This is a genomic window from Kitasatospora sp. YST-16 (genome assembly GCF_026802215.1).
Lineage (GTDB): Bacteria > Actinomycetota > Actinomycetes > Streptomycetales > Streptomycetaceae > Kitasatospora > Kitasatospora cineracea.
This window is the reverse complement of the sequence record NZ_CP113837.1, coordinates 1,420,993-1,447,558: the sequence shown is the minus strand read 5'-3', so window position 1 is coordinate 1,447,558 and position 26,566 is coordinate 1,420,993. Positions and strand designations below refer to the sequence as shown.

22 protein-coding genes are annotated in these 26,566 nt (G+C 74.5%); 10 read left to right on the top strand and 12 right to left on the bottom strand.

The window, feature by feature from the left end:
• The first annotated feature begins 173 nt into the window (after positions 1-173).
• The 5 genes from OU787_RS06590 to OU787_RS06570 all read left to right on the top strand — a co-directional run bounded on the left by OU787_RS06590 (position 174) and on the right by OU787_RS06570 (position 4,971).
• Positions 174-659, top strand: a complete 486-nt coding sequence (locus OU787_RS06590) for a MarR family winged helix-turn-helix transcriptional regulator (RefSeq protein WP_051817389.1) — start codon at positions 174-176, stop codon at positions 657-659.
• 139 nt (positions 660-798) lie between these two features.
• Positions 799-1,818 carry a Dyp-type peroxidase gene (locus tag OU787_RS06585; protein WP_030462462.1) on the top strand — a complete coding sequence of 340 codons (1,020 nt, stop codon included), beginning with the start codon at positions 799-801 and terminating at the stop codon, positions 1,816-1,818.
• Positions 1,815-2,615, top strand: a complete 801-nt coding sequence (locus OU787_RS06580) for a family 1 encapsulin nanocompartment shell protein (protein WP_030462461.1) — start codon at positions 1,815-1,817, stop codon at positions 2,613-2,615. Before OU787_RS06585 ends, OU787_RS06580 begins: the two co-directional genes overlap by 4 nt.
• Before the next feature lie 202 nt (positions 2,616-2,817).
• Entirely contained in the window at positions 2,818-4,152 is a 1,335-nt protein-coding gene (locus OU787_RS06575) for a cytochrome P450 family protein (RefSeq protein ID WP_081967161.1), read from the top strand.
• Between the two features lie 36 nt (positions 4,153-4,188).
• Positions 4,189-4,971, top strand: coding sequence for an SGNH/GDSL hydrolase family protein (locus tag OU787_RS06570; protein WP_081967160.1), 783 nt, complete (start codon positions 4,189-4,191; stop codon positions 4,969-4,971).
• A 33-nt stretch (positions 4,972-5,004) separates the two neighbouring features.
• Here OU787_RS06570 and OU787_RS06565 read toward each other — a convergent pair whose 3' ends face one another.
• Positions 5,005-5,391, bottom strand: coding sequence for a PPOX class F420-dependent oxidoreductase (locus OU787_RS06565; protein WP_030462458.1), 387 nt, complete (start codon positions 5,389-5,391; stop codon positions 5,005-5,007).
• Between the two features lie 29 nt (positions 5,392-5,420).
• Entirely contained in the window at positions 5,421-6,716 is a 1,296-nt protein-coding gene (locus tag OU787_RS06560) for a glycosyltransferase family 87 protein (RefSeq protein ID WP_081967159.1), read from the bottom strand.
• A 248-nt stretch (positions 6,717-6,964) separates the two neighbouring features.
• Between OU787_RS06560 and OU787_RS06555 the strand changes: the two genes are divergently transcribed.
• A complete protein-coding gene (locus tag OU787_RS06555) occupies positions 6,965-9,310 on the top strand; it encodes a Tex family protein (RefSeq protein ID WP_051817391.1) in 2,346 nt (781 codons plus the stop codon).
• Between the two features lie 34 nt (positions 9,311-9,344).
• Here the strand turns inward: OU787_RS06555 and OU787_RS06550 are convergent, their stop codons facing one another.
• The 4 genes from OU787_RS06550 to OU787_RS06535 form a co-directional block, all read right to left on the bottom strand.
• A complete protein-coding gene (locus OU787_RS06550; RefSeq protein WP_051817388.1) occupies positions 9,345-9,908 on the bottom strand; it encodes an NUDIX domain-containing protein in 564 nt (187 codons plus the stop codon).
• A gap of 134 nt (positions 9,909-10,042) precedes the next feature.
• On the bottom strand, positions 10,043-13,414 hold the full coding sequence (locus tag OU787_RS06545; RefSeq protein WP_030462454.1) for a hypothetical protein: 3,372 nt from the start codon (positions 13,412-13,414) through the stop codon (positions 10,043-10,045).
• 234 nt (positions 13,415-13,648) lie between these two features.
• On the bottom strand, positions 13,649-14,023 hold the full coding sequence (locus OU787_RS06540; RefSeq protein WP_030462453.1) for a hypothetical protein: 375 nt from the start codon (positions 14,021-14,023) through the stop codon (positions 13,649-13,651).
• Positions 14,013-14,213 (bottom strand): hypothetical protein, encoded by a 201-nt coding sequence (locus OU787_RS06535; protein ID WP_030462452.1) that lies wholly within the window; start codon positions 14,211-14,213, stop codon positions 14,013-14,015. Before OU787_RS06535 ends, OU787_RS06540 begins: the two co-directional genes overlap by 11 nt.
• 176 nt (positions 14,214-14,389) lie before the next feature.
• Between OU787_RS06535 and OU787_RS06530 the strand changes: the two genes are divergently transcribed.
• Positions 14,390-15,220 carry a helix-turn-helix domain-containing protein gene (locus tag OU787_RS06530; protein ID WP_268658820.1) on the top strand — a complete coding sequence of 277 codons (831 nt, stop codon included), beginning with the start codon at positions 14,390-14,392 and terminating at the stop codon, positions 15,218-15,220.
• Positions 15,217-15,438, top strand: coding sequence for a DUF397 domain-containing protein (locus OU787_RS06525; RefSeq protein WP_081967157.1), 222 nt, complete (start codon positions 15,217-15,219; stop codon positions 15,436-15,438). Before OU787_RS06530 ends, OU787_RS06525 begins: the two co-directional genes overlap by 4 nt.
• A 73-nt stretch (positions 15,439-15,511) precedes the next feature.
• Here OU787_RS06525 and OU787_RS06520 read toward each other — a convergent pair whose 3' ends face one another.
• Positions 15,512-16,144 carry an FMN-dependent NADH-azoreductase gene (locus tag OU787_RS06520; RefSeq protein ID WP_030462449.1) on the bottom strand — a complete coding sequence of 211 codons (633 nt, stop codon included), beginning with the start codon at positions 16,142-16,144 and terminating at the stop codon, positions 15,512-15,514.
• 156 nt (positions 16,145-16,300) lie between these two features.
• Between OU787_RS06520 and OU787_RS06515 the strand changes: the two genes are divergently transcribed.
• Positions 16,301-16,930, top strand: a complete 630-nt coding sequence (locus OU787_RS06515) for a TetR/AcrR family transcriptional regulator (RefSeq protein WP_268658819.1) — start codon at positions 16,301-16,303, stop codon at positions 16,928-16,930.
• A gap of 74 nt (positions 16,931-17,004) precedes the next feature.
• Here the strand turns inward: OU787_RS06515 and OU787_RS06510 are convergent, their stop codons facing one another.
• The 3 genes from OU787_RS06510 to OU787_RS06500 all read right to left on the bottom strand — a co-directional run bounded on the left by OU787_RS06510 (position 17,005) and on the right by OU787_RS06500 (position 20,177).
• Positions 17,005-17,598: a GNAT family N-acetyltransferase gene (locus OU787_RS06510; protein ID WP_268658818.1), complete on the bottom strand. Its 594-nt coding sequence runs from the start codon at positions 17,596-17,598 to the stop codon at positions 17,005-17,007.
• A gap of 131 nt (positions 17,599-17,729) precedes the next feature.
• The gene (locus OU787_RS06505) at positions 17,730-18,407 is read right to left on the bottom strand and encodes a nitroreductase family protein (protein WP_268658817.1); all 678 of its coding nucleotides are present in this window, start codon (positions 18,405-18,407) and stop codon (positions 17,730-17,732) included.
• Between the two features lie 123 nt (positions 18,408-18,530).
• Positions 18,531-20,177: an ABC-F family ATP-binding cassette domain-containing protein gene (locus OU787_RS06500; protein WP_030462445.1), complete on the bottom strand. Its 1,647-nt coding sequence runs from the start codon at positions 20,175-20,177 to the stop codon at positions 18,531-18,533.
• A gap of 136 nt (positions 20,178-20,313) precedes the next feature.
• On the opposite strand from OU787_RS06500, the gene OU787_RS06495 reads away from it, so the two are divergent.
• Positions 20,314-21,294, top strand: coding sequence for an endonuclease/exonuclease/phosphatase family protein (locus tag OU787_RS06495; RefSeq protein WP_268658816.1), 981 nt, complete (start codon positions 20,314-20,316; stop codon positions 21,292-21,294).
• 7 nt (positions 21,295-21,301) lie between these two features.
• Here the strand turns inward: OU787_RS06495 and OU787_RS06490 are convergent, their stop codons facing one another.
• Together OU787_RS06490 and OU787_RS06485 are read right to left on the bottom strand one after the other, a co-directional pair.
• Positions 21,302-22,783: a hypothetical protein gene (locus OU787_RS06490; protein WP_268658815.1), complete on the bottom strand. Its 1,482-nt coding sequence runs from the start codon at positions 22,781-22,783 to the stop codon at positions 21,302-21,304.
• Positions 22,776-26,564 carry a bifunctional glycosyltransferase/CDP-glycerol:glycerophosphate glycerophosphotransferase gene (locus OU787_RS06485; RefSeq protein ID WP_268658814.1) on the bottom strand — a complete coding sequence of 1,263 codons (3,789 nt, stop codon included), beginning with the start codon at positions 26,562-26,564 and terminating at the stop codon, positions 22,776-22,778. The genes OU787_RS06490 and OU787_RS06485 overlap by 8 nt, the downstream gene beginning before the upstream one ends.
• Between the last annotated feature and the right edge of the window lie 2 nt (positions 26,565-26,566).

Genomic DNA, 26,566 nt, shown 5'->3' with positions numbered 1-26,566 from the left:
CCGTCCCGTGAGGCGCCCCTCGCCCGGCCCGTCCCTCGCCCGTCCCTGGCCCGGCCTGGCTGAGTGCGCTCCCGCCCCCGACGCGTCCCCGGCTCCCCGCCCCGTGCCGTTCCTCCGTGCCCCGGCGGAGGCGCTCGCGCTAGGGTCGGGGCGGCACGGTCGGGCAGCAGCGGGTGGTGGGTGCGGTGGAGGAGCGGGTGGTGGAGCAGCGGGAGTTCGGGCGGCTGCTGCAGGGGCTGGCGTCCGAGATGAACCTGCTGGGGCACGACTTCGCCGCCGCCTCGGGCCTGCACGCCACCGATGTGCAGGCGCTGCTCGCGGTGCTGCGGGCGGCCGATCCGCCCGGCATCACCCCCGGCGGGCTGCGGGCCGAACTGGGGCTCACCTCGGGCGCGGTGACCGCGGTGCTGGACCGCCTGGAGCGGGCGGGGCACGTGCACCGGACCAAGGACGAGGCGGACCGGCGGCAGGTGCACGTGCACTACCACCCGGACGCGGCCCGGATCGCCGGTGAGTGGTTCGCCCCGGTCGCGGAGTGCACGGACCGGGTGCGGGCCGAGTTCGCGCCGGAACAGGTGGACACCGTGGTGCGCTTCCTGACCCGGATGACCGCGGAGCTGGCCGAGTTGCGGCAGGTCAGGCGGGCCGAACGGGCCTGAGCCGGGGCCGCCGCGGACCCCTCCCGGCCCGGTTCCGCCGGACACGCCCGATTCGGGCGCCATCACGGGTTCTCGAACCTTTTGCCCGGTATGGTCGGCTCGCGTCCGAACGTCCGGCAGCCCCCTGGGAGCCCCCGCCATGCCGCAGCCCCAACCGGTCCTCGCCGCGCTGACCGGGGCCGCCGTGTTCCTGGTGCTCGGGATCGAGGACGGCGGTGAGCAGACCGTCCGCGACCTGCTGCCGGACCTCGGCGGGCTGGCCCGCTCGGTCGGTTCCCGGGCCCCGCACGAGGAGGTCGGCCTGGTGGTCGGGATCGGCTCCGACGCCTGGGACCGCCTGTTCGCGGGCCCCCGCCCCGCCGGACTGCACCCGTTCGTCGAACTGGCCGGACCCCGGCACCTCGCCCCCGCCACCCCCGGCGACCTGCTGCTGCACATCCGGGCCGAGCGGATGGACCTGTGCTTCGAACTGGCCACCCGGATCAGCCAGCGGCTCGGCGACCGGGTCACCGTGCTGGACGAGACCCACGGCTTCCGCTACTTCGACTGCCGGGACCTGATCGGCTTCGTCGACGGCACCGAGAACCCCACCGGCCGGGACGCCGCCGAAGCGGTCCTGATCGGCGACGAGGACCCGGACTTCGCGGGCGGCAGCTACGTCATCGTGCAGAAGTACCTGCACGACATGGCGGGTTGGAACGCGATCAGCACCGAGCACCAGGAACGGGTGATCGGCCGCACCAAGCTCGACAACATCGAGCTGGACGACGCGGCCAAGCCCGCCGACTCGCACGTCGCCCTGAACACCGTCACCGGCCCCGACGGCGAGGACCGCGACATCTGGCGGCTGAACATGCCGTTCGGGTCGTTCGCCGAGGGCGGCGAGTGCGGCACCTACTTCATCGGGTACGCCCGCGACCCGGGGGTCACCGAGGAGATGCTCCGCAACATGTTCCTGGGCCGCGGGGCCGCCGCCCACGACCGGCTGCTGGACTTCTCCACCGCCGTCACCGGGACCTTCTTCCACGTCCCCTCCGCGGACTTCCTGAACGACCCGCCCCCCGCCCCCGGCACCCGGGCCGAAGCTCGGGCCGTGCCCCTGCCGGTCCGGGACGGCAGCCTCCGCATCGGCAGCCTGAAAAGGAGCACCACATCGTGAACAACCTGCACCGCGACCTGGCGCCCGTCTCCGCCGCCGCCTGGGACGAGATCGAGGAGGAGGCCCGGCGGACCTTCCGACTGCACGTCGCCGGGCGGCGGGTGGTCGACCTGGCCGGGCCCGACGGGCCGGGGCTGGCCGCGGTCGGCACCGGGCACCTGGCCGACATCGCGGCCCCCGGCAGCGGCGTCCAGGCCCGGGCCCGGGAGTCCCTCCAGGTGGTCGAGCTGCGGGTCCCGTTCACCGTCACCCGGGCCGCCGTGGACGACGTCGAGCGCGGCTCCCAGGACTCCGACTGGGACCCGGTCAAGGACGCCGCCCGCACCATCGCGCTCGCCGAGGACCGCGCGGTCTTCGACGGCTACCCGGCCGCCGGGATCACCGGCATCCGGGACGGCTCCTCCAACCACCCGGTCGAACTGCCCGCCGACGTCCGCGAGTACCCCAACGCCGTCAGCCGGGCCCTCACCGCGCTGCGCCTGGCCGGGGTCGGCGGCCCCTACTCGCTGCTGCTCGGCGCGGACGCCTTCACCGCCGTCAACGAGACCTCCGACCACGGCTACCCGGTCCACAACCACCTGGCCCGCCTGCTGGACGGCGAGATCATCTGGGCCCCGGCGGTCGAGGGCGCCGTCCTGCTGTCCGCCCGCGGCGGCGACTTCGAGCTGCACCTGGGCGAGGACCTCTCGATCGGCTACCTCTCCCACGACGAGACCACCGTGCACCTCTACCTCCAGGAGTCCCTGACCTTCCAGCTGCACACCCCGGAGGCCGCGGTCGCCCTCGGCTCGATCTGACGGCCCGTCAGCAACAGGGCCCAGGAACCCCACCCGCGCGTCCGGCGCGGGTGGGGTTCCTGGTGTCAACAGGTGCTGGTGGAAGGGGAGTTGACGGTACCGGGGGCGCAATCCGGACAGAGCTGCGCGGAGTCTTCCGGCGGTGGCGCGGCGGGCCCCACCATGGGGGCAGTACGGGGACTTTCGGTGAGGGGAGCACACCGTGTCCGATTCTTCCGTTACCGGCTGCCCGTTCCTCGACCCGGCCGGGGCCGCGCTGCACGCGGAGGCCGCGGAGCTGCGCGAGCAGGGCCCGGCGGTGTGGGTGGAACTGCCGGGCGGGGTGCGGGCCTGGTCGGTGACCCGGCACGCGGTGATCCAGGCGCTGACCACCGACCCGCGGGTCTCCCGGGACTTCCGGCTGCACTGGCCGGGGGCGGCGGAGGTGCCGGAGGGCTGGGTGCTGGGGCCGGTGGCGTTCCAGGACAGCTTCGTCAACCAGTACGGGGCCGAGCACCGCGCCGCGCGGAACCGGCTCGCGCCGACCTTCCTGCCGCGCCGGGTGGAGCGGATGCGCCCGCAGGTGCAGGCCACGGCGGACCGGCTGGTGGCAGCCATGGCCGAACTGGCCCCCGGGGAGCGCGCGGACCTGCGGCTGGCACTGTCCCGGCCGCTCACCCTGACGGTGATCTGCGACCTGTTCGGCGTCCCGGAGGACCTGCGCGGCGCACTCTGCGAGGCGATCGACACCGTGCTGGACTCCTCGCTCGACGAGGACCGCGCACTCGCCGCGCAAGTCGAACTCGACGTCCGGCTGCGGGAGTTGCTGGCACGCAAGCGGACCGACCCGGCGGCCGACCTGACCAGCGACCTGCTGCTGTCCGACCGCCCCGGCGAACGGCCGCTGTCCGAGCCCGAGTTGGTCGGCACCCTGTTCACGATGATCACCGGCGGGTTCGAGACCGCCGTCAACCTGATCACCAGCGCGGCCCTCGAACTGCTCACCCACCCCGCCGAGTTGGCCAGGGTGCGGACGGGCGGGCTCGGCTGGGCGGACGTGATCGAGGAGACCCTGCGGGTCGAGGGCCCGGTGATGCACGTCCCGCTGCGCTACGCGGTCGAGGACCTCGACCTCGGCGAGGGCGTGCTGATCCGCAAGGGCGACCCGATCATCCTCGGCTTCGCCGCCGCCGGCCGGGACCCGCGGGTGCACCCGGAGCGCCCGGACGCGTTCGACCCGGGCCGCCCCGACAAGAGCCACCTGGCGTTCGGCCACGGCCCGCACTTCTGCGTCGGCGCCCCGCTCGCCCGGCTGGAGGCGGAGATCGCGCTCAGCACCCTGTTCGCCCGGCTGCCCGCCCTGGCCCTGGCCGAACCCGACCGGACACCCGCCCGCCTCCCCTCGATGATCGTCAACGGCCCGGCCACCCTGGACGTGGTGCCCCGCCCGCTCCCCGCCCCCGACCGCCGGGCCCGCCACCGACCGCATCCCTGTCTCGACCCCCGTCCCCCCGTCTCTCCCCTCCCGCGCCCCCGCCCCCGGCGGGCCGCTCGGTAGGGTGGGGCCCGGCCAGGGACGACTCCAGGAGGCGGTGTGCGGCAGTACCGGGCGATGGTGGCGGTGGGGGACTCGTTCACCGAGGGGATGTGCGACGACACCCTGCCCGACGGGCAGTTCCGCGGCTGGGCGGACCGGGTCGCCGACGCGCTGGCCGCCGAGGCGGGGGCGGACGGCTTCCGGTACGCGAACCTGGCGGTGCGGGGCAAGCTGATCGGTCAGATCCGGGCCGAGCAGGTCGACCTGGCCGCGGCCACCGACGCCGACCTGGTGACGCTGGCGGGCGGCCTGAACGACGTGCTGCGCCCGGGCTGCGAGGTGGCCGAGGTCGAGCGGCTGCTCGGCGAGTGCACCCGCGAACTGCTGGCCGAGGGCCGCACCGTGGTGCTGTTCACCTCCACCGATCCGACCCGGCGGATGGCGGGCAGCAGCCGCCTGCTGCCCGCGATCCTGCGGATGAAGGCGTTCGTGGAGGGCGTGGTCCGGGAGCACCCGGACGGGGTGGTGCTGGTGGACCTGTTCTCGGCGCCGGTGTTCGACGACCGCCGGCTCTGGGCCGAGGACCGGCTGCACCTGTCCCCGGAGGGCCACCGCCGGGTCGCGCTGGCGGTCCTGGAGGCGCTCGGCCGCCCGTCCGCCGAGGACTGGCGGGCCCCGCTGGCCGAGCCGGACACCCGCACCCGCGGCCGGAAGGCCCGCGAGGACGTCCGCTGGCTGGGCACCCACGTCGGCCCGTGGATCGGCCGCCGCCTGCGCGGCCGCTCCTCCGGGGACGGCCGCCCGGCGAAGCGCCCGGAGCTGCTGCCGTACGAGGGCTGAACGCCGGCGGCCGCCAGTGACCGCCGGCAGCCGTCAGCCGTCCAGCCGGACGGTGATGCCGACGGTGCCGTCCTTGCCGCGCCGCAGCCGACTGCCGAGCAGGGTGAGCCGCCCGACCAGCCCGTACTTGCGGCCGAGCAACTGCCGGTAGCGCTCGGTGGTGGCGGGGTCGGCGATCTCGGCGGTGGCGGGCAGCGGGGAGCCGCTCGGGTTGCCGCGCACGTCGCACGGTCCGACCAGGACGTCGCCGCGGCGCCGGATCCGCTTGACCTTCCAGGAGTCGGCGACGGTCCACACCCCCAGCGCGTCGCCGTCCCGGACCACCCAGACCGGGGTGGCGACGGGGCTGCCGTCCTTCTTGTAACTGGTGATCAGCAGGTACTTCCCGGCGGCGAGCCGGTCCAGCGCGGTGTCGGCCATCGGGGCAGTCTACGTCTCCCGACGGCCCGTCAGACCGCCGAGACGCCGCCGGTGCCGGCGGGCCGGGGCGAGGCGGTGGCCCGCCACAGCCGGGCGGCGGACCAGAGCGATGCGCCCAGCAGCAGCCCGTTGCGGAGCAGGATGACCGCGGTCGGCCACCAGCCGCCGGCCTGCATCGCGTCGAAGAACAGCGGGTAGTCGACGGTGGTGACGCCGACCACGGGCAGCAGCAGCAGGGCGACCGGCCGCTGCGTGGTGTCCTCCACGGTCAGGCAGACGGCGGCCAGGCCGATCAGCCAGACCAGGTACTGCGGGGAGATCACCCGGCTGGTGACGGTGAACAGCAGCACCGCGGTCAGCGCCGCGTCGTACGGGGTGGCGGCCGTCCAGCGCCGGGCCCGGACCCGCCACAGCAGCAGCCAGCCGAAGGCCGCGGCGGTCAGCAGCAGCGACAGCTGGGCGATCCGGTGCACGTACCGGCCGAGGAACTCGAACGAGCCGTAGTGCTGCTCGACCCGGCCGGACCAGCCGAGCTGCCGGGCCGCCTGCAGGGCGCTGCCGCCCAGCGACTCGATCTCCACGCCGCGCCCGCCCTGGGCGTGCAGGAAGCCGAGGGTGTGGTCGAAGCAGGCGGCGAGGACCAGCAGCAGGGCGAGCGCGGAGAGCGCGGCGGCCGTCCAGGCCTGCCGGGTGGTGCGGCCGCGCGGGGTGCCGAGCAGCGTCAGCGCGGGCCAGACCTTGACCATCGCGCCGATCCCGGCCAGCACCCCGCCCAGCCGCGGCCGGGCCGGGAACAGCAGCAGCGCGCCGACCGCGAGCGCGGTCGCCGACAGGTCGTAGCGCCCGTACGGCAGGCCGAGCAGCAGCGGCAGGGCCAGCGCCCACGCCCAGGCCCCCCAGGTCGAGCGCCCCGGGCCGCGGCCGGCCGCCAGCAGGGCGGCCTGCACGGCGGCGTCGGCCAGCAGGGACAGCAGCACGAAGGACTGCAGGTACGTCAGGAACGGCAGCAGGCCCGGGGCGAGCATCGGCAGCGCCGCGCCGGGCGGGTACTGCCAGGTGACGTCGCCGACCGGGAAGGTGCCGGTGCGCAGGACCTGGTACCAGCCGTGGTAGAGCCGGTGCACCTCGATGGCGGGCTCGGTCCGGCCGGAGCGGATCAGCCCGACCATCAGCACCCGGCCGGCGATCCAGTACGCGGCGAGGGCCAGCACCTCGCGGGGCCAGTCGGCGGGGCGGGTCCAGCGGACCGGCCGGTCGGGCGGCCGCAGGGCCGGTGCCGGGGTCGGTGCGGGGGCCGGTGCCGGGGCGGGGGCCTGCGCCACCATGTCCTCCAATGCGCGCGGACGGCAGCTCCGGCAGCGGCGCCGACGGGAGCCCGGAAAACGGTCGTCCACCTCTCATACCAGACGATCCGACCGGCCTCCGGGCCGCTCGGACGCGTGTCCGCCCGCGTCCCCGGAACGCGCCACGCTCCGGGCGGCCGACCGGACCACCGGATGAACGTCGGCCGGACCTGCCAGAATGCACGGGCGACACCGCGCAACCGTCTGAAGGGGTGACCGGCACCGTGACCATGCCCGTCGAACGCAAGATCGCCGAAGAACTCGGCGTCCGCGAGAACCAGGTGCAGGCCGCCGTCGGCCTGCTCGACGGCGGTGCGACCGTGCCCTTCATCGCCCGGTACCGCAAGGAGGCCACCGGCGCCCTCGACGACACCCAGCTGCGCACCCTGGAGGAGCGGCTGCGGTACCTGCGCGAGCTGGCGGAGCGCCGCACCGCCGTCCTGGAGTCGATCGAGGCCCAGGGCAAGCTGGACGACGCGCTGCGCGCGCAGATCCTCGCCGCCGACTCCAAGGCCCGGCTGGAGGACATCTACCTCCCGTACAAGCCCAAGCGGCGCACCAAGGCGCAGATCGCCCGCGAGGCCGGCCTCGAACCGCTCGCCGACACCCTGCTGAACGACCCCTCCCAGGACCCTTCCGCGCTCGCCGCGACGTACCTGAACGAGCAGGTCGCCGACGCCCCCGCCGCGCTGGAGGGCGCCCGGGCCATCCTGGTCGAGCGCTTCGGCGAGGACGCCGACCTGGTCGGCTCGCTGCGCGAGCGGATGTGGACCCGCGGCCGGCTGGTCGCCAAGGTCCGGGGCGGCAAGGAGCAGGACGGCGCCAAGTTCGCCGACTACTTCGACTTCGCCGAGCCGTACACCAAGCTGCCCTCGCACCGGATCCTGGCCATGCTGCGCGGCGAGAAGGAGGAGGTCCTCGACCTCGAACTCTCCCCGTTCGACGGCGAGCAGGAGGCCGACCTGCCCGGCGCCAGCGACTACGAGCAGCGGATCGCCGCCCGCTTCGGCATCGCCGACCGCGGCCGCCCCGCCGACAAGTGGCTGACCGACACCGTCCGCTGGGCCTGGCGCACCCGCGTCCTGGTCCGGCTCGGCATCGACCTGCGCACCCGGCTGCGCGCCGAGGCCGAGGACGAGGCGGTCCGGGTCTTCGCCGCCAACCTGCGCGACCTGCTGCTCGCCGCCCCCGCCGGGACGCGCGCCACCATGGGCCTCGACCCGGGCTTCCGCACCGGCGTCAAGGTCGCCATCGTGGACGCCACCGGCAAGGTCGTCGCGCACGAGACGATCTACCCGCACCAGCCCGCCAACAAGTGGGACGCCGCGCTCGCCACGCTGGCCCGGCTGGCTCGCGAGCACAAGGTGGACCTGGTCGCGATCGGCAACGGCACCGCGTCCCGGGAGACCGACCGGCTGGCCGCCGACCTGATCAAGCGTCACCCCGAGCTGGGCCTCACCAAGGTGATGGTCAGCGAGGCCGGCGCGTCCGTCTACTCCGCCTCCGCGTTCGCCGCCCAGGAGCTGCCCGGCCTCGACGTGTCGATCCGCGGCGCCGTCTCGATCGCCCGCCGCCTGCAGGACCCGCTGGCCGAGCTCGTCAAGATCGACCCCAAGTCGATCGGCGTCGGCCAGTACCAGCACGACCTGAGCGAGCTCAAGCTCTCCCGCTCGCTGGACGCCGTGGTCGAGGACTGCGTCAACGCCGTCGGCGTCGACGTCAACACCGCCTCCGCGCCGCTGCTCACCCGGGTCTCCGGCATCACCGGCACGCTGGCCGACAACATCGTCGCCCACCGGGACGCCAACGGGCCGTTCCGCACCCGCAAGGCGCTCAAGGACGTCGCCCGGCTCGGCCCCAAGGCGTTCGAGCAGTGCGCGGGCTTCCTGCGCATCCCCGGCGGCGACGACCCGCTGGACGCCTCGGCCGTCCACCCCGAGGCGTACCCGGTGGTGCGCCGGATCCTCACCGCGACCGGCGGGCAGCTCGGCGAACTGATCGGCAACGGCGCGGTGCTGCGCGCGCTGCGGCCCGGCGACTTCGCCGACGCGACCTTCGGCGTGCCGACCGTCACCGACATCCTCGGCGAGCTCGACAAGCCCGGCCGCGACCCGCGCCCCGCCTTCCAGACCGCCACCTTCAAGGACGGCGTGGAGAAGATCTCCGACCTGGAGGTCGGCATGGTGCTGGAGGGCGTGGTCACCAACGTCGCCGCGTTCGGCGCCTTCGTCGACATCGGCGTGCACCAGGACGGCCTGGTGCACGTCTCCGCGCTGTCGAAGAACTTCGTCAAGGACCCGCGCGAGGTGGTCAAGCCCGGCGACATCGTCCGCGCCAAGGTCACCACCGTCGACGTCGCGCGCAAGCGGATCGGCCTGACCCTGCGCCTCGACGACGACACCACCCCCGGCTCGGGCTCCGGCTCCGGCAGCGGCGGCGGTGGCAACCGCCGCGAGCAGTCCCCCCGCCGCGACTCCCGCCCCCCGCGCCAGGACCGCCGCCCGAACACCGCCCAGCCCGCCCCCGCCAACTCGGCCATGGCCGACGCCCTGCGCCGCGCGGGCCTCGGCAAGTAGCGCGCCCCGAGGGGCGGCCGGGCCCGGCCGCCCCTCAGCCGGTGCGGGACTCCACGGCCAGCGCGACGAGTTCGGGCCACCAGGGTTCGCGGTACTGGGAGAGGAGCCGCTGGGCCTCCTCGGGCGCGACGGGGCGGACCTCGACGACCTGCTCGCCGTCGTCGGGGTTGGTGGGGGCGGAGTCGACCAGGACGTCGGCCCAGCCCCAGAGCCACGCCTTCACCGGGTGCGGCTGCCAGGGGCGGTAGGGCACCGGGGTGTCGGTGACCGCCAGGTGGTGGCCGATCCAGGTCGGCGGCCCGACCAGCCGGGCCCCGGCCTCCTCGCGCAACTCGCGCTCCAGGCAGGACTCGACGCTCTCGGCGGCCTCCCGGGTGCCGCCGGGCAGGAACCAGTGGCCCCGGACGTCCCGGCACAGGACGACCCGGCCCTCGGCGAAGCCCACCAGGTGGATGTTGGTGACCAGCTCGTCCGGCGGCAGATCGGTGCTGAACTGGGCGTCGATACCGCCCCACTCCCAGCGCTGCGGCGCGTGCAGGGCCGGGTACCGGGCCGCCAGTTCGGCGCTTTCGCTTGCTCTGCGTGTGGTGTCCGTCATTGATCGATCGTAGTCCTGAACGGTCCCGGGCGAACCCGGACGGTCAACAAGCCGGACGAAACGTCACCCGCCCGTGGCGCACCGTCAACCCGCCGCTCCGGACGTTCACCTGACGGCCCGTCACGGTGCGGCGGTCACTCCGGGACGGTGGTCACCGCGCGGGCGGCGGCCCGGACCTCCGGGTCGGGGTGGGTGCGCAGGGCGGCCAGCAGGGGCAGCCAGCGGCCGGTCCAGACGCAGCGGGTGCCCAGGCGGTCGGCGAGCGCGGCGGTCAGCAGGCCGAGGGCCGGGCCGCGGCCGGGGAGCAGCGCGAGCAGGGCGTCGGGAACGGCGGTGTCGGCGGGGACCGGCAGGGGCGCGGTGCCCGCGACGGTGTCGGCGAGGCCGGCGGCCAGCCGGGCGGCGAGGACGGGGCGGTCGGCGAGGGCGTCGGCGAGCCGGGCGAAGGCGGGGCCGAAGCCGGGACGCCCCGGGCGGGCGGCGAGGGCCAGCAGGGCGGCCCGGAGGTCGAGCAACTCCTCGTGCGGTCGCAGCAGTTCGTCGACCTGCTCGAGCACCTCCGGGAAGCGGCGGGTGACCGGCAGCGTGGTCAGCGAGACGATCCGCTGCCGGACGGGCTGGTCCCGGGCGGGGCCGGGAGCGGTCTCCTCCGGCGCGGCGAGCAGGGTGGCCAGGGTGCGGTGCAGCAGGCTGCCGGGGGCGCCGCCGCCGACGGGGTGGGCGCGGTCGCCGAGGGCGACGGCCCGCAGGGCGAGGGCGGCGGCGCCCCAGACGGCGCGGTCGTCGAGGTCGGTGACCAGGCCGGGCAGCACCTCGGCGGTCTCGGGCGCGTACCGGGCCCACCCGGGCAGCGCGGCGACCGCGGTCCGGGCGGCGTCCGGCTCCTGGCCGGGCCGGGTGGCGACGGCGGCCACCAGCCGGGCGTAGCGGGCCCGGTGGCGGGCCGGGAGCAGGTGCGGGGAGAGCGCGGCGACGGCCCGGCGCAGCTGCGGTTCGGGCGCCTCGGCGGCCTCGGCGAGCAGCGCCCAGACGGGGTCGGCGTCCAGCAGTTCCCGGCAGTGGGCGGTCGCGGCGGCCCGGACGTCGGGGTGCTGCCCGGGGGCGTGGAAGGCGGCGGTGAGCACCTCGGCGGCCCGGGCGGGCGGCAGCAGGGCGGCGGCCAGCCGGACGGCCTCCTTGCGGGAGGTGACCTTGCTGCCGGTGGTGCGGGCGGCCAGCTCGGCGAGCAGCGGGCCGAGCCGGTCCGGAGGGGTGTGCCGGGCGGCCCGGCCGGCGGCGTACAGCGCGGTCCGGGCCCGGTCGTCCCCGGCGTGCGCCAGCAGGTCGGGCAGTGCGGCGGCCGGGTCGGGGGCCAGCGGCAGCGCGGCGAGCGCGGTGTCGGCGATCAGCGGGTCCGGGTCGTCGAGGTGGCGGCGCGCCACGGCCGGGCCGGGGCCGGGCAGTGCGGCGGCCAGGTGGACGGCGGTGGCCCGCTGCTGCCGGGTGCGCCAGGCGGTGGCGGCGATCTCCGCGAGCAGGGCGGCGGCCCGGTCCACCTGGCGGGGCGTCCAGCGCTCCGGGGTGTCGACGGGCGGCAGCGGGCGGTGGTCGCCGGGGCGCAGGAACCGTCCGGTGGGCGGCTGTTCGGCCAGCGCCAGGTCCAGCAGGTCGGTGCGGACCCGGGCCAGGTGCCGGGCGACCGGGTCGCAGAACACGGCGGACGGGTCGTGCTCGATCGCCGCCAGCACCTTCGGGGTGCGCCCGTGGCGGGGCAGCAGCCACAGCCGCAGCGCCTCGGCGGCGGTCCGCTCCCGCGGGTCGCGCGCGGCCCGGCCCAGCCGCTCGTCGAGTTCCGGCAGCTGCCCGGCCCGTTCGTCCAGTGCCCGGACCAGCGCGAACAGCAGCCGGTGGTGGCCCCGCCGGTCCTCGGCGTCCAGCCAGGGCCGCAGGGCCTCCAGCACCTGCCGCTCCTGGCCGCGGCGCAGCCGTCGGGCCAGCGCGGGCAGCGGGAGTCCGCCGTCGCGGGCGGTGAGCTGTTCGACCGTCAGCAGGGCGAAGGCGAGCAGGTCGGGCCGCTCGCCGGTGGGGTGGGCGGCCAGCGCGGCGAGGGCCAGGGCGGACAGCGCGCGGCGGGTGGCGGGCGAGCAGTCGCGGGCGTCCAGCGCGTCGGCGGCCTGTTCGGTGAGGGCGTCGGCGTGCGCGTCGGTGAAGCGGTCGGCGGGGAAGTCGGCCAGCGCGGCCAGGGCGGCCTGCCGGACCGGGTCCTGCTCGTTGCGGACCCGGCGCAGGTCGGCGAGCAGGACGCCGGGCGCGGCCGGGTCGGGGTCGGCGGCGGCCGCGGCGACCAGGTGCCGCCACACCTCGGCACGCTCGGCTGCGTCCGGCACCCGGGTGCGTTCGAGCAGCTCGGCCCGGGCCTTGGCGGGCTCAAGCAGTGCGGTGAGGTCTATGAGTTGACGGTCCGTCAGGCCCTTGGCGGCCTGCTCCGCGCGCAGCCGGCGGGCCTCCGCGTGGCGGCGCCCGTGCGGCAGCAGGCGCAGCACCGGCGCGGTCAGCCGGTCGGCGCCCGGCGGCTGCCCGTCGGCGACGGCGTCCAGGAACGCGGCGCGCCGGGACGGCGGCAGGGTGCGCAGCAGGACGGCGAACAGGCGCGGCTCCGGCAGCCAGCGGCGGCCCAGCGCGGGCAGGGCGGCCGGATCGGCCCGGACGATCCGGCGCAGCGCGCTGCGGCTGGGCGGCTGCTCCCAGGGCTGGAACGGGCGGGCCGGGTCGGCCAGCCAGGCGGTGGCGCGTTCGGCGTCCACCGCCACCAGGTGGCCGAAACCGGCGCGGACCGCAGGCGGGACCGTCCGGCCGGGGTGGCGCTCCAGCAGGTCGAGCACCCGGGCCGGGCGCCGCCGCAGCACGGCCGCCACCGGCGGACCGTACAGCTGCCACCAGTCGGCCCGCGGGTCGGCCGACCGGGCCGCCAGCTCGCCCGCGACGTGGTCGAGCACCGCGTCCGGGTGCCGGGCCGCCAGCGCAGACCAGGACCGCACCGCGTCGGCCAGGCCGGGCAGTTCGGCGGCCACCAGCGCGGGCGGGCAGGCCGCCAGCAGCGCCGCGGCCTCCGCCTCGCCCCAGTGCGCGCGGGCCACCGGCAGCAGCCGGGCGGCGAGTTCGGCGCGCCGCCCGCGCAGCACCGCCCGGCGCAGCGCCCGCCGGGCGGCGGACGACGCGTGCGGGTAGGCGGCGAGCACCGCCCCGTCCAGCCCGGGCACGGTGCGCAGCGCGTCGACCGCCCGGCCGCGCACCACCCGGTCCGGCGCGTCCAGCAGTGCGCCCAGCAGGTCGGCCCGGCCGGTCAGCACCGCGGCGAACGCGGCCAGCCGCGCCCCGTACCAGCCGTCCGCAGCCAGCGCGTCGACCAGCGCGTCGACCTCGGCGGGCCCGGCGGCCCGGACGGCGCGGGCGAACAGCGCCTCCCGCTCGTGGTGCGGGAGCGGGTCCATGGCGGTGAGCAGCGCGGTGGCGTCGAGGTGCGGCATACCGGCCATTCTCACCGGCCGGGCAAACGATTTCGGGCCGGTGGGCCGGTGCGGTGGCCGGCGGGGGCACGGAACCGGCCCGGCCGGTCGCGCTTACTGACTGTGGGGGAGCGCGACGGCCGGACCGTGTGGGGGTTGGTTCTCAACACCCGTCCCGGGGACGGGTTTCGAACACCGTGCACGAGGCGGACGGACCGCCCCGTGCACTCAAAATGCCCGGGTCGCCGAGGCCCGTCAAGCGTTCCCCGGCCCGCTTGAGCCACCCTTAAGGCTCCCTTCGCCGACACCACTGGTGCGGCCCTCCGGCCCCCGGCCCGGACCGTCGGGCGGCTCCAGCCGGACCTCGCTCCACACGGTGTCCTGCACCAGGCCGTCGGTGCAGGGGAGGACCGAGCGCCGGTGCCCCCAGCGGTCGCCCAGCGCGAGGGCCGCCAGCACCCCGGGCACGTCCGGCGCGGGCCGGGTCGAGCGGAGTTCGACCCGGTACCCGTCCTCGAAGGAGATCAGCCATGCCTCCTCCCCGCCGGCCCGCGCCAGCCGGTCCGCGATCGTCCACGCCCGCCGCCGGACCTCCTCGCCGGGGTCCGCAGGCCGCTCCTCAGACCGCATCCGACTCCCCCCGCCCGTCGGCACACCGCGGACACCGGCAGACCGGCCAGGTCAGCGCGGAGCGCGGCGCGGGCACGAGCGGCTCGTCGGACGTGCAGGACGAGACCGGCAGCCGGGTGCCGTCGGCCCGCACCGTGTAGACGCGGATCGTCAACTTCGCTCTCGACTCCGGGTACGGGTGGTCGGACATGGTGGATGACCTCGCGGCTGGTGGTGCTGGACGGAAGGGGGTGCGGCGGGCCGGGCGGTCAGACCCGCGATGCGGACGCTGTGTGACCGTCCGTGTGTCCATGGTTGCGGGATCGCTGACGCTCCGCCACCATCTGAACCGGACAGTCTGGATATTTCAGTTGGGGGGCAACTGCCGTGAACAAGAAGGACCTTGACCCCACGATTTCTCCCGCGCACGCGTTCGGGGTCCAGTTCCGGCGCTCGCGCGAGGCGAAGGGGCTCACCCAGGCCCAGCTCGGAGATCTGCTGGGCGTCACGGGCACCTACGTCGGCTGCTTCGAGCGCGCGAGCCGGATGCCTCACATCGACACCGTGAACAGGGCGGACGAGGTGCTGGAGACCGGCGGGACGCTGGCGCTGATGTACTGGAACATCCGGCACACCGCACTGTTCGAAGGCTTTCCGGAGTTCACCGAGTGCGAGGCGAAGGCCACCGAGTTGCGACTCTTCGAGCTCGGCATCATGCCGGGGCTGCTCCAGACTCCGGAGTACGCGCAGGTCGAACTCGCCGCTGGAGTCTCGCGTGGCAACATTTCAACCGAACAGGCCGCCGAGCGGCTCTCCTTCCGGCTCGCCCGGCAGGCGGCGATCACCCGACAACCGGCGCCCATGATCCACGTGGTGATGGACGAGAGCGCACTCCGCTGGCAGGTCGGCGGTCCTGCGGTGATGGTTCCGCAGCTGCGCCGCGTCGAAGAACTGGCCGGACTGCCGAACATGATCATCCAGGTGGCGCCCTTCAGCCTCGGCGCCCGCCGCCCGTTCCACCACTCCTTGACTCTGCTCACCCTCCCCAACCACATGCAGATCGGCTACGTGGAGGATATGAAGCAAGGACACCTCGTACGAGACATCCCCACTGTTCGGGAGTGGTCCAGGGACTACGCTCGCCTGCAGGCTGACGCGCCGTCCGTGGCCGACTCGATGGCGACGGTCCGTGCCGTACGAAAGGAACTGGAACGGTGACCCTTCTCCCCGACCTGAGCGCCGCGCGTTGGAGCAAGTCGAGCTACAGCGGTTCCGGCGGCCAGTGCGTCGAACCGGCGATGAACCTTGTTCAGATGCACGGCATCGTCCCGGTCCGGGACTCGAAGGACCCGCGGGGGCCGGTGCTGGTGTTCCCCGCCGGGGCCTTCGCCGCGTTCGTCGCGGCGGTCAAGTCCGGTGGGTTCGGCGAGGTCTGAGGCTGCGGGGGTACGGCGAAGCCCCGCGGGCCCGGGGTCCGGGTGCGCGGGGCTTCGTGGTGCCGGGTGCGGGTCAGGCGCGGACCAGGGCCTTGCCGGCGGCGGTGGCGGCGTCCAGGGCCTGGGTGTGGTACTCGGCGGCGAGGCCGCGCAGGCTCTCCATCGCCGGGTTGACGGCGGCCAGGGTCAGTTCGCGGCGGACGGTGGTCAGCTCGGCGCCCCAGACGTCGCGCAGGATGCGCTCCAGGTACGGGGTGGAGTGGTCCCAGCCCTCGCGGGGGGTGCCGGGGGCGAAGCCGCCGCCGAGCGAGGTGAGCAGGACGACCGGCTTGCCCTTGAGGAGTTCGGCGGTCGGGCCGGCGCCCGCGATGACCAGGTCGACCCAGGTCTTGAAGTGCTGGGAGACGCCCCAGTTGTAGAGCGGGACGGCGATGATCGCGGCGTCGGCGGCGCGCAGTTCCTCGGCCAGGGTGGCGCCGAGCGCGGCGGCCTCCTGCTGCTCGGGGGTGCGCTGGTCCTCGGGGGTGAAGCCGGCCAGGGCGGCGGTGGCCCAGATGTCGCCGGGCAGCGGGTCGGTGCCCAGGTTGCGGCGGGTGACGGTGCCCTCGGGGTGGGCGGCGGCCCACTCGGCCTCGGCGGCGTTGGCGAGCTCGGCGCTGGTGGAGGCGCCGGGCATGATGCTGGCGTCCAGGCGGAACAGGTGCATGACAGAACTCCTCGGTTCGCGCCCCGTCAGGGAAGTGGCGGACGCGGTGGGTACGGCCGGGTGCGGCTGGGTACGGCAAGGCCGGGCACGGGCCGGGGCGCCGTGCTCGACGTAAACGGACTTTACCCCGTTTCTCTCGCCGGGTAAATTGGCGGCATGGACAGCCCCCTGGTCCCCTTCGGAAACCCCCCCACCGAGCGCGCGGACGCGGCCCGCAACCGCGAGGTGCTGCTCTGCACCGCCCGCGCGATGATCGCCGAGCTCGGCGTCGACCGGGTCACCATGGACGGGCTCGCCGAACGGGCCGGGCTGGGCAAGGGCACCGTCTTCCGCCGCTTCGGCACCCGGGCCGGGATCTTCCGCGCCCTGCTCGACGCCGAGGAGCAGCGCTTCCAGTGCCAGGTGCTGTCCGGCCCGCCCCCGCTGGGCCCCGGCGGCGACCCGGTCGACCGGCTGATCGCCTACGGCCGCGCCCGGACGACCTTCCTGCTGGCCCGGTACGACATCGCCCGCGCCGCGTTCGAGCGCAAGGGCCCCGTCCAGCCCGCCGCCGGCCCCGACTTCTCCCGCCCGCACATCCGGATGCTGCTCGGCCAGGCCGCCCTCGGCCTCCCCGACCCGGACACCCTCGCCCTCCAGCTCACCAGCACCCTCGAAGGCCCCCCGCTGCTCTTCCTGGCCGGCGAGCCGCCCGCCGACCCGGCCGAACGCTGCTACAGCGGCGACCTGCCCACCCTGCTCGGCGACAGCTGGCAGGCCCTGGTCGAACGGCTCGCCCGGCGCTGACCGGCGGCGCCCGGGCACGCGCGGGAGGGCGGCCCGTACGGGCCGCCCCCTCCTCCAGCTGTGCCGACGGGCCGTCAGGCGCCGGTCAGCCAGATCATCTTGCGGCCGGTCTCGGCCGGGGCGGTCGGCGCCTCCTGGACGATCCGGTCCAGCGTGTAGCCGAGCTTGCGCGGGACGGCGGCGCTGGCCGCGTTCGACTCGGCGCAGTGGATCTCGGCCCGGGTGATGCCCGGCAGCGCGAGGGCCGCCGAGGTGAGGGCGCGGGCGGCGGCGGTGGCCAGGCCGCGGCCGGTGTGCTCGCGGTGCACCCAGTAGCCGATCTCCAGCGCGCCGGGGCCGATCCGGCCGTGCAGGCCGAAACCGCCGATCACCAGGGCCGGTTCGGCGTCCAGGCCGAGCAGGTACAGGAAGTCGCTGCCCTCGTCCCAGGCCGCCTCGCCGCGCACCGAGAGCTGCTCGCTCTCCGGGAGGGTCGGCGCCTGCTGGGCCCAGGGCATCCACGGACGCAGGTGGTCGAGGTTGGCCAGCACCGCGGCGTTCAGCCCGGCGGCGTCCGCCAGCCGGCGGCGGCGCAGGTGCGCGCCGTTGCCGAGGGGCAGCAGCTCGGGCGGGCGGCCCGCGCTGAGCGGTCGCGCAACGTTGTCAGGTGCGTCGGTGGAGTGACTCATGAACGGAGTATGCGCCATGCACCAACGCGCCGACCAGCGGATATCGGGACCGCCACCCCGTCCGCCACCCTTGCCCGCCGGCCCCGGCCGGGGGCCGGTCGGGGGCCGGTCGGGGCGTGGGGCGCGGCAGGTCAGAGCCGGACCATCACCTCGTCCAGCGGCTTGCGGACCAGGTCGGGCACCCGGGCGTCCTCGGCCGGGTAGCCGACCGGGATGACGTACGCGGCGCGCTCCTCCGGCGGGCGGTCGCAGACCTCGTTCAGGAAGCGCATCGGGCTGGGCGTGTGGGTCAGCGTGGCCAGGCCCGCCTGGTGCAGCGCGGAGAGCAGGAAGCCGACCGCGATGCCCACCGACTCCTTGGTGTAGTAGGGGCGCGGCGAGTGCGGGCCCTTGTGCACCTCGAACACCACGATCACCGCGGGCGCGTCCTCCAGGAACGGCTTGCGCCAGTCGGTGCCGATCGGGGCCAGCGCCGCCAGCCACTCCTCGGACGCCCGGTGGGCGTAGAACTCGCGCTCCTCCGCCTCCGCGGCCTCCCGCAGCCGCCGCTTGCGCTCCGGATCGGTGATCACCACGAACCGCCACGGCTGCACGTGCGCGCCGCTCGGCGCGGTCGCCGCCGTCCGCACCGCCCACTCCACCACCCCCTCGGGCAGCGGGCGGGTCGAGTAGTCGCGCACGGTGCGGCGCTGGTCCATCACCTGGTGGAAGGCCCGGCAGCGGTCGGCCGCCTCGTGGGCGGGGACACTCATCGGGCGGAGCGGCGTCGTCGGGTGGGACGGCGCCGGAGCGGGTGCACTGTCAACCATGCGCGCCAGCCCAGCACAGGGCGCGCCCCGGCGGAAGGGGCCGGGGCGCGGTCGGCACGTACTGGCAAGAAGTGGTGGGCGAGGGCCTACGCCTCGGTGACCCTGCCCGCCCGGGCAGGGGCGCTACGCCTCAGTGACCCTGCCGTCCGCGACCACCAGGCGCCGGTTCACCTGCACGGTGTCCAGCATCCGCCGGTCGTGGGTGACCAGCAGCAGGGTGCCGGTGTACGAGGCGAGTGCCTGCTCCAACTGCTCGATCGCGGGCAGGTCCAGGTGGTTGGTCGGCTCGTCCAGCACCAGCAGGTTCACCCCGCGGGCCTGGAGCAGCGCCAGCGCCGCCCTGGTCCGCTCGCCCGGCGAGAGCGTCCCGGCCGGGCGCAGCACGTGCACCGACTTCAGGCCGAACTTGGCCAGCAGGGTGCGGACGTCCTCCGGGTTCGTCTCCGGCACGGCCGCCGAGAACGCCGCCAGCAGCGGCTGCTCCGCGTCCCCGCCGAACAGGTGCCCGCGGGCCTGCTCCACCTCGCCGATCCGCACGCCGGAGCCGAGCGCCGCGGAGCCCGAGTCCAGCTCCAGGCGGCCCAGCAGCGCCGCCAGCAGCGTCGACTTGCCCGCGCCGTTCGCGCCGGTGATCGCCACCCGGTCCGCCCAGTCGATCTGCAGGTCCACCGGGCCGAACGCGAACTCCCCGCGCTTGACGGCGGCCTGACGGAGCGTCGCCACCACCGAGCCGGAGCGCGGCGCGGCGGCGATCTCCATCCGCAGCTCCCACTCCTTGCGCGGCTCCTCCACCACGTCCAGGCGCTCGATCATCCGCTGGGTCTGCCGGGCCTTCGCGGCCTGCTTCTCGCTGGACTCGGCGCGCTGCGCCCGGGCCTTCTTGTCGTTGTCGCCGCCCTTGCGCCGGGCGTTGCGGACGCCGTTGTCCATCCAGTTGCGCTGCATCTGGGCGCGGGCCTCCAGGCCCGCCTTGGTGTCCGCGTACTCCTCGTACTGCTCGCGGGCGTGCCGGCGGGAGATCGCCCGCTCCTCCAGGTACGACTCGTAGCCGCCGCCGTACAGGTTGACCTGCTGCTGGTGCAGGTCCAGTTCCAGCACCTTGGTCACGGTGCGGGCCAGGAACTCGCGGTCGTGGCTGATCAGCACGGTGCCCGCGCGCAGGCCCTTCACGAACGCCTCCAGGCGCTCCAGGCCGTCCAGGTCCAGGTCGTTGGTGGGCTCGTCCAGCAGGAACACGTCGTAGCGCGACAGCAGCAGCGAGGCCAGGCCCGCCCGGGCGGCCTGGCCGCCGGACAGCGCCGTCATCGGCAGGTCGAGCGAGACCTTCAGGCCGAGCTGGTCGGCGACCTCCTCGGCCCGCTCCTCCAGGTCCGCGCCGCCCAGCTCCAGCCAGCGGTCCAGGCCCGCCGCGTAGGCGTCGTCCGCGCCCGGGCGGCCCTCCACCAGGCCCTCGGTGGCCTCGTCCAGCGCCGCCTGCGCCGCCGCCACGCCCGTGCGCCGGGCCAGGAAGTCGCGCACCGACTCGCCCTCGCGGCGCTCCGGCTCCTGCGGCAGGTGGCCGACGTTCGCGGTCGGCGGGCTCAGCTTCAGGCTGCCGCCCTCCGGGGCGTCCAGCCCGGCCAGCAGCCGCAGCAGGGTCGACTTCCCGGCGCCGTTCACCCCCACCAGCCCGATCACGTCCCCGGGGGCGACGACCAGGTCCAACCCGGAGAACAGCGTGCGCTCACCGTGGCCGGCGGCGAGGTCCTTGACGACGAGAGTGGCAGTCATGATGGGGTCGATTCTAGGCGGCGGCCCGGCCCCCTCCGGACGGGTGGGGGACGGTGGGTCCGGGACCGGGGCCGGAACGCCCCGGCGGTGAAGTTACGCTGGTCGCCGTCACCGTTCAGCGTTCCGGGGGGATGCCGTGCCGCTCTACAGCACCAGTGTTCCGCGGGCGCGCCGCCTGCGGTTGGTCCTGGGCGCGGCGGCGGGCGTGCTGCTGCTCGGCCTGGTGCCCGCGGTGCGGCACGATGCGGAGGCGATGGTCGGCGAGGGCGGCCCGGACGGGCCGGTCGGGCCCCGGCTGACGGTGGCCACCTGGAACATGTGCGGGGAAGTCGTCTGGGGCTGCGGCAAGTACGGCAGCGGCGAGCAGAAGGTCGAGGCGCTGCGCTCGATGGCGGTGCACCACGGGGTGCGGGCGATGCTGGTGCAGGAAGCGTGCCGGGGAGACCTGGAGCGGGCCCGGACCGGGCTCGGCGCCGACTGGCAGCTCGCCTTCCAGCCGTACGCGGAGGTGGACGACGTGGGCACCGCCGCCCCGGTGGACTGCGGAGACGGCCGGGGCGAGGCCGGCATCGGCATTCTGGCGGCGGCCCCGCTCACGGACGTCTCCCCGGTCGCCGCGCCCCAGCCCGAGCACGGCCTGCGCCGCGGCATCCTGTGCGCCACCGCCACCGCTCCGGTTTCCCCGACGGCCCCGGATTCCCCGGCCGCCGCGTCCGGCGGCGGCCTGCGGCTGTGCGTCGCGCACCTCTCGCTGCCGCCCGCCGACCGGTCCGACCACGCCGCGGAACTCCGCGACGACCAGCTGGCGGCGCTGCTCGCCGCCGGGACGGCCTGGGCGCCGGGCACGACCAGCTCGGTGTTCGGCGGCGACTTCAACTCCTCGCCGCCGGGCCAGAACGGCAGGGACGCCTGGATCTGGCCTGCCGCCTACTTCGACACCGTCCAGGAGTGCGCCCAGCAGGAGCCGGACCAGCGCTCCGGCTTCGCGCCCACCCACCAGAACGGACGCAAGCTGGACTACCTGTTCACCGCACTGCCCCGGCACGGCTGTCACCAGGTGGACACCGGTTCCTCCGACCACCGGGCGGAGCTGCTCACCGTCACCGCCGCGCTCTGACGGCCCGTCAGCCGCTGTAGCGTTGCCGGAGCACGGGGTTGGTGACGAGCGCGCCGGCCACCACGAAGGTGACCTTGCCCGGAGGCGAGACCCGGCCGTCGGCGTCGGCCGCCCGGACCTCGACGGTGTGCCCGCCGCCGCGCCACTCCCAGGCGGGCTGCCAGCTCCACCGGCCGTCCTCGACGGGGGCGGCGCCGAGCACGCGCTCCCCGATGGCGAGTTCGACCCGTTCGGCGCCGGCCGCGTGGCCGGCCAGCCGGACGGCGGGGCCGGCCACGTAGCTCTCGTCGACGGGATCGGTGACCACCGGCGCGGGCAGCGCCGGCGCCGCCTCGGCGGGGGCGTACTGGATGCGGGGGGCCTGCGCGTCGATGGTGAACACCACGTCGGAGCGTTCGCTCTGGACGTTGCTGGCGTCGGCGGCGAACAGGCGGAGCAGGTGCCGGCCCGCGCTGAAGGTCCGGTTGGCCTGCCAGGACCAGCTGCCGTCGGCGGCGACCGGGGCCGAGGCGACGTACTTGCCGTTCTCCCAGATGCTGATCCGCACGCCGCCCGGCGCGAAGCCGGTGATGACCACGCCGTCCGGCGGGAGCACCGCCTCCGCCGGGGGACAGGTGATCACCGGGCGGGGGAAGTCGTCGCCCTTGACCTGCGAGGTGTCCTTGAGGAACTGCTCGATCGCGGTGAGGTCGGGCTGCGCGGCCTCCCCGCCGTTGGCGATCAGGCCGATCTGCGGGACCACGCCGTCCACCAGCAGGTTGAGGATGCTCATGATGGTGGGCAGGTTCCGCAGCGTCACCTTGCCGTGGCCGGTGATCAGCACCGAGTCGTTGTAGATGAAGTTGAAGTTCGAGTAGCCCTGGAAGAGCTGGACGAACGGTTGCACCTGCCGCACGTACTGCTCGTCCTGCGGGGAGGTGATCAGGTAGATGTTGGCGTTCCGGTGGGGGCTGTTCATCACCAGGTCCGGCAGGACGGCGTCGAGGACGGCGACGTTCCGCTCGGTCACCTCACCCATCATCAGCCGGGCCGCGCTGGGGATGCCGTCCAGCACGTAGGAGCCGATGTGGAACTGGGGCACGCTGGCGACGATGTTGGCGTAGCCGTACTTGAGGCCGTAGAACAGCGCCGCGCTGCCGCCCTTGGAGCTGCCGAAGACGGTGACGTCCTGCGGCGTCAGGTACAGCGACCGCATGACCCGGTCGATCAGCGCCGCGATGGACCGCTCCAGCGAGAAGTCCATCCGCTTGCACAGGTAGTAGGTGTTGGCGCCCTCGAAGAAGTCGCGGATCCACAGGATGTTGCCGCGCACCTTGTCCAGCACGCCGTTGCCCCAGCCGTACTCGTCCGGTGCGGTGAAGTTGGCGAACACCACGACCAGGTGCCGGTTGCCGTTGCGGGCGTGCGAGAAGCGGTACTCGATCGGGACGGCGCCCGTGGTGTCCACACCGGTGAAGATGCGGCGGGTGTGCTTGGCCTGATCAGCCATGTGCCGATTCCAATCGTCTGCGCAGTTCTGCCTGGAGGTCGCGCGGCGGCTCCTCCGCCGTCGTCGCGACCCCGTCGAGGTCGCGGAAGGAACGGGAGCCCGGCCCGGGGTCACCGAGCGGGAGCGCCGACAGGTCCTGCGGTGGCGCTTCCAGGTCGCCGCCCGCGACCAGGATCCGGTCCGCCAGACGGACCGAGGCGTACCCGTCGTCCAGGTCGCAGAAGGCGTCCTGGAAGCGCCGGTAGCGCTCTGCGTAGCGCTCCTCGATCCGGTCCACGTCCCGGATCGAGGAGATCAGCTCCTGGGAGTCGAAGACCAGCGGCCCGGGGGCGCTGCTCTGGAAGTCGAAGTAGAAGCCGCGCAGGGTGTCGCGGTAGTGCTCCAGGTCGTAGGTGAAGAACAGGATCGGCCGACCGGTGTTGACGTAGTCGAACATCAGCGAGGAGTAGTCGGTGATCATGACGTCGGTGATCAGCGACAGGTCGGCCATGTCCGGGTAGTCGGATACGTCGAAGACGAAGCCGTCGCCGGCGCCCGGCACCGGGTCCACCACGTTGGGGTGGCGACGGACCAGCAGCACGTGGTCCTCGCCGAGCCGCGCCCGGGCGTCGTCGAGGTCGATCCGGAAGTCGAACTTGTACCGGCCGGGCGCGTAGTACTGGTCGTCGCGCCAGGTCGGGGCGTACAGCACGACCCGCTTGCCGTCGGGGATGCCGATCCGGCGGCGGATCCCGGTGGCGAGCCGCTCGGTGCCCGGGCGGCGCAGCACGTCGTTGCGGGGGTAGCCGGACTCGACCATCTCGCCGGGGAAGCCGAAGGCGCGGCGCAGGATCGGGGTGGAGAACGAGTTCGGGGAGACCAGCAGGTCCCAGTTCTCCACCTCGACGGCGAGGCGCTCCAGGTAGCGCTTGTCGGCGAAGTGGACGGCCTCGATGTCGTGGCCGATCTTCTTCAGAGGGGTGCCGTGCCAGGTCTGCACGACGACCTGGCCGGGCCGCTTGCGGAACCAGTCGGGCAGGTGGTTGTTGGCCACCACGTAGCGGCTGGTGGCGAGCGCCTCGTACCACTCGGGTGACCACATCCGCACCGCGCGGGCGGTGTCGGGGACGTCCACCTGGTCGTCCTTGACCACCCACAGGTGCTCCAGCGCGACGCCGCGGCGCACCAGTTCCTCGTGGACGGCGCGCGGGCTGTCGGAGTACTGGGTGCCCTTGAAGGCGTCGAACAGCACGGTGGGCCGGACGGCCTGCTGGCGGGCAGCGGGGTACGCCTTGGTGCGCAGCAGCTTCTGCCGGTAGGGGCCGCGGGCGTGGTCGGGCATCGCGGAGTGGACCAGCAGGGACAGCCGGTCGTACGCCTCGGCCTGGAGCTCGTAGTCGCGGCCGTCGGCCGCCGCGGACTGCGGGAGCCGGGGGATGGCCTCCTGGTCCAGCTTGAGCATCAGGTCGGGCAGCAGGTCGGCGGGCGCGGTGCGGGACGGGTCCTGGCGGCGCAGGAAGAGGTCCCAGCGGCCGGCGGCGAGCGGGACGGTGCCGGCCAGGGTGCGGATCCGGGAGGGGACGAAGCGGGCCCGGAAGTGCTCGCCGGCCAGTTCGACCGGGACGGCGCGCTCGATGCCCTGGGCGCGCGAACGCAGTACCAGGTGGAGCTGTCGGCGCTCCGCGACGGGGAGCAGCTGCAGGGCGGGGTAGCGGCCGACGACCTCCAGGGTGCCGTCCTCCTCCCAGCCGAAGCGGGTCGCCAGCGGGAGGGCGGCGCGTTCGAACAGGACGAGGTAGCCGGCGCCGTTGCGGTGCACCACGAGCTCCCGGTCGCCCTCCGGGGTCTGCAGCTCGGCGGGGAGGCGGTGGTGGCCGTCGGGGGTGTCCTCGGCCATCACGGGGTACATCGTCATCTTGCGCCCGGCGACGTGGAAGGTGGTCTTCCAGCCGTTGGCGCCGAGGTCCCAGGACTCCGGGACGCCCCCCTCGCCGTCGCCGCCGGTGCCGCGGTGCGAGGGCACCAGGGAGCGCAGCGGGACGCGGACGGTGAAGGTGCACCAGCCCTCGCCGCCGGCAGTGAAGTGGACGGGGGCCTGGGCGCGGCCCGCGCCGCCGAGGCTGACCAGCCGCAGCTGGCCGCTGGTGGGGACGGTCGGGCCCAGGTGGACGCCGCGCAGTTCGAGCCGGTCGCCGACCAGGCGGTGCCCGGTGATCCGGCAGCGGACCACCTCGACGCGGAGCTTGAGCCGGTTCTGGACGAACAGCGGCAGCACCCGGGTGTTCTTGTCGACGTACCGGTAGGGCGGGTTGGCGGCGCTGCCGGCGCTGCCGCGGTCCAGACCTCGGTAGCGGAACAGACCGCGGCTGAGCACTCCGGCGGCGACGTCCCAGGTGCCCTCGACCCACTGGCCCTTCTGCTTGAGCCGGTTGGTGTCGAAGCTCGCGCTGAACCCGGACCAGTCGTAGCAGTAGCGGTTCTGGTTGGAGTGCTCGGTGGCCTGCGGCGCGTAGACGGTGCGGGCGGGCACCAGCAGCATCCGGCCCTGCTTCTTGTTGCGCAGGGCCAGTGCCTTGATCGACATGTGCCGCTTGTGGACGTTCAGGAAGCGGATGTAGGCGTTGCCGGAGAACTCCAACCGGTCGCCGTCCCACCGGACCCCGCCGATCGAGCCGTGCAGCGAGAGCTCCTTGCCGAGCCGGTACGCCTTGCGGCCGATGCCGGTCCCGCGATCGCCGAGGTGCGGGTACTTCAGGTACCGGTGGAAACGGCGCTGGATCGGCAGCGGTCCGCCCCGGCGCTCGAACTCGACGACGTCCAGCAGCGCCTGGAGCTTGCGGTGGCGCACCAGTAGCCACTTCACCCGGGCCTCGGCGGGCAGTTCCTCGATCAGGTCCTCGCCGGCCTCGTCCAGGAACTCGTTGGCCCAGGTGATGAAGGAGGTCCGGTACTCTTCGTCGCCGTCCGGGAGCGCCTTCAGATGGAGCATCAGGTCGGAGGCGAGGCAGGCGAGGTCGTACTTGCGCTTGGACTCGGCGAAGGTCCTGGAACGGTGCCGGCCGAGGAAGCGGCTGACGGTGAGGACGGCGTTGACCCGGTCGCGCAGGTTGTCGATTTCGTGGTGCCGCTGGGTGATGGAGGGGGCGGCGTTGCCCTCGCGGCGGCGCCAGTAGTAGACGACGTCGGTGATGGTGTCGACCTTGGCCGCCCGGAAGTGGGCGAACATGTTGACCCAGGAGTCCTCGTAGAGGACGCCCTCGGGGAACTCGATGAAGTAGTAGTCCCAGAAGCTGCGCCGGAACAGTTTGTTCCACACCGTACGGTCGTAGATCAGTTTGTCGTACTTCGTGATGTGGGTGCCCCGCCGGTTGGCGGCCATCGGGGCCTTGTGCAGCGGGGACTGCCACTTCTTCGTGGAGGTCATCATCTGCACGTTGCCGGAGACGAAGTCCGAACCGGACTCCTCCAGGGTGCGCAGCAGCGTCTCGTACGCCTGCTCGGGCACCACGTCGTCGCCGTCGGCGAAGACGAGGAACTCGCCGTCCGGGTGCATCGCCCGCAGACCGGTGTTGCGGGCGTGACCCGGGCCGTGCGCGTCCTGCCGGATCAGCCGGAAGCGCGGGTCGCGGGCGCACATCGCCCGGGCGATCCCGGTGGAGCCGTCGGTCGAGCCGTCGTCCACCAGGATCACCTCGAAGTCGCGGAACGACTGCCGGGCGATGGACTCCAGGCATTCGGCGAGGTACGCCTCGACGTCCTGGAAGGGCACGACGACGCTCAGCCGCGGGTGGTAGGCATCCACGA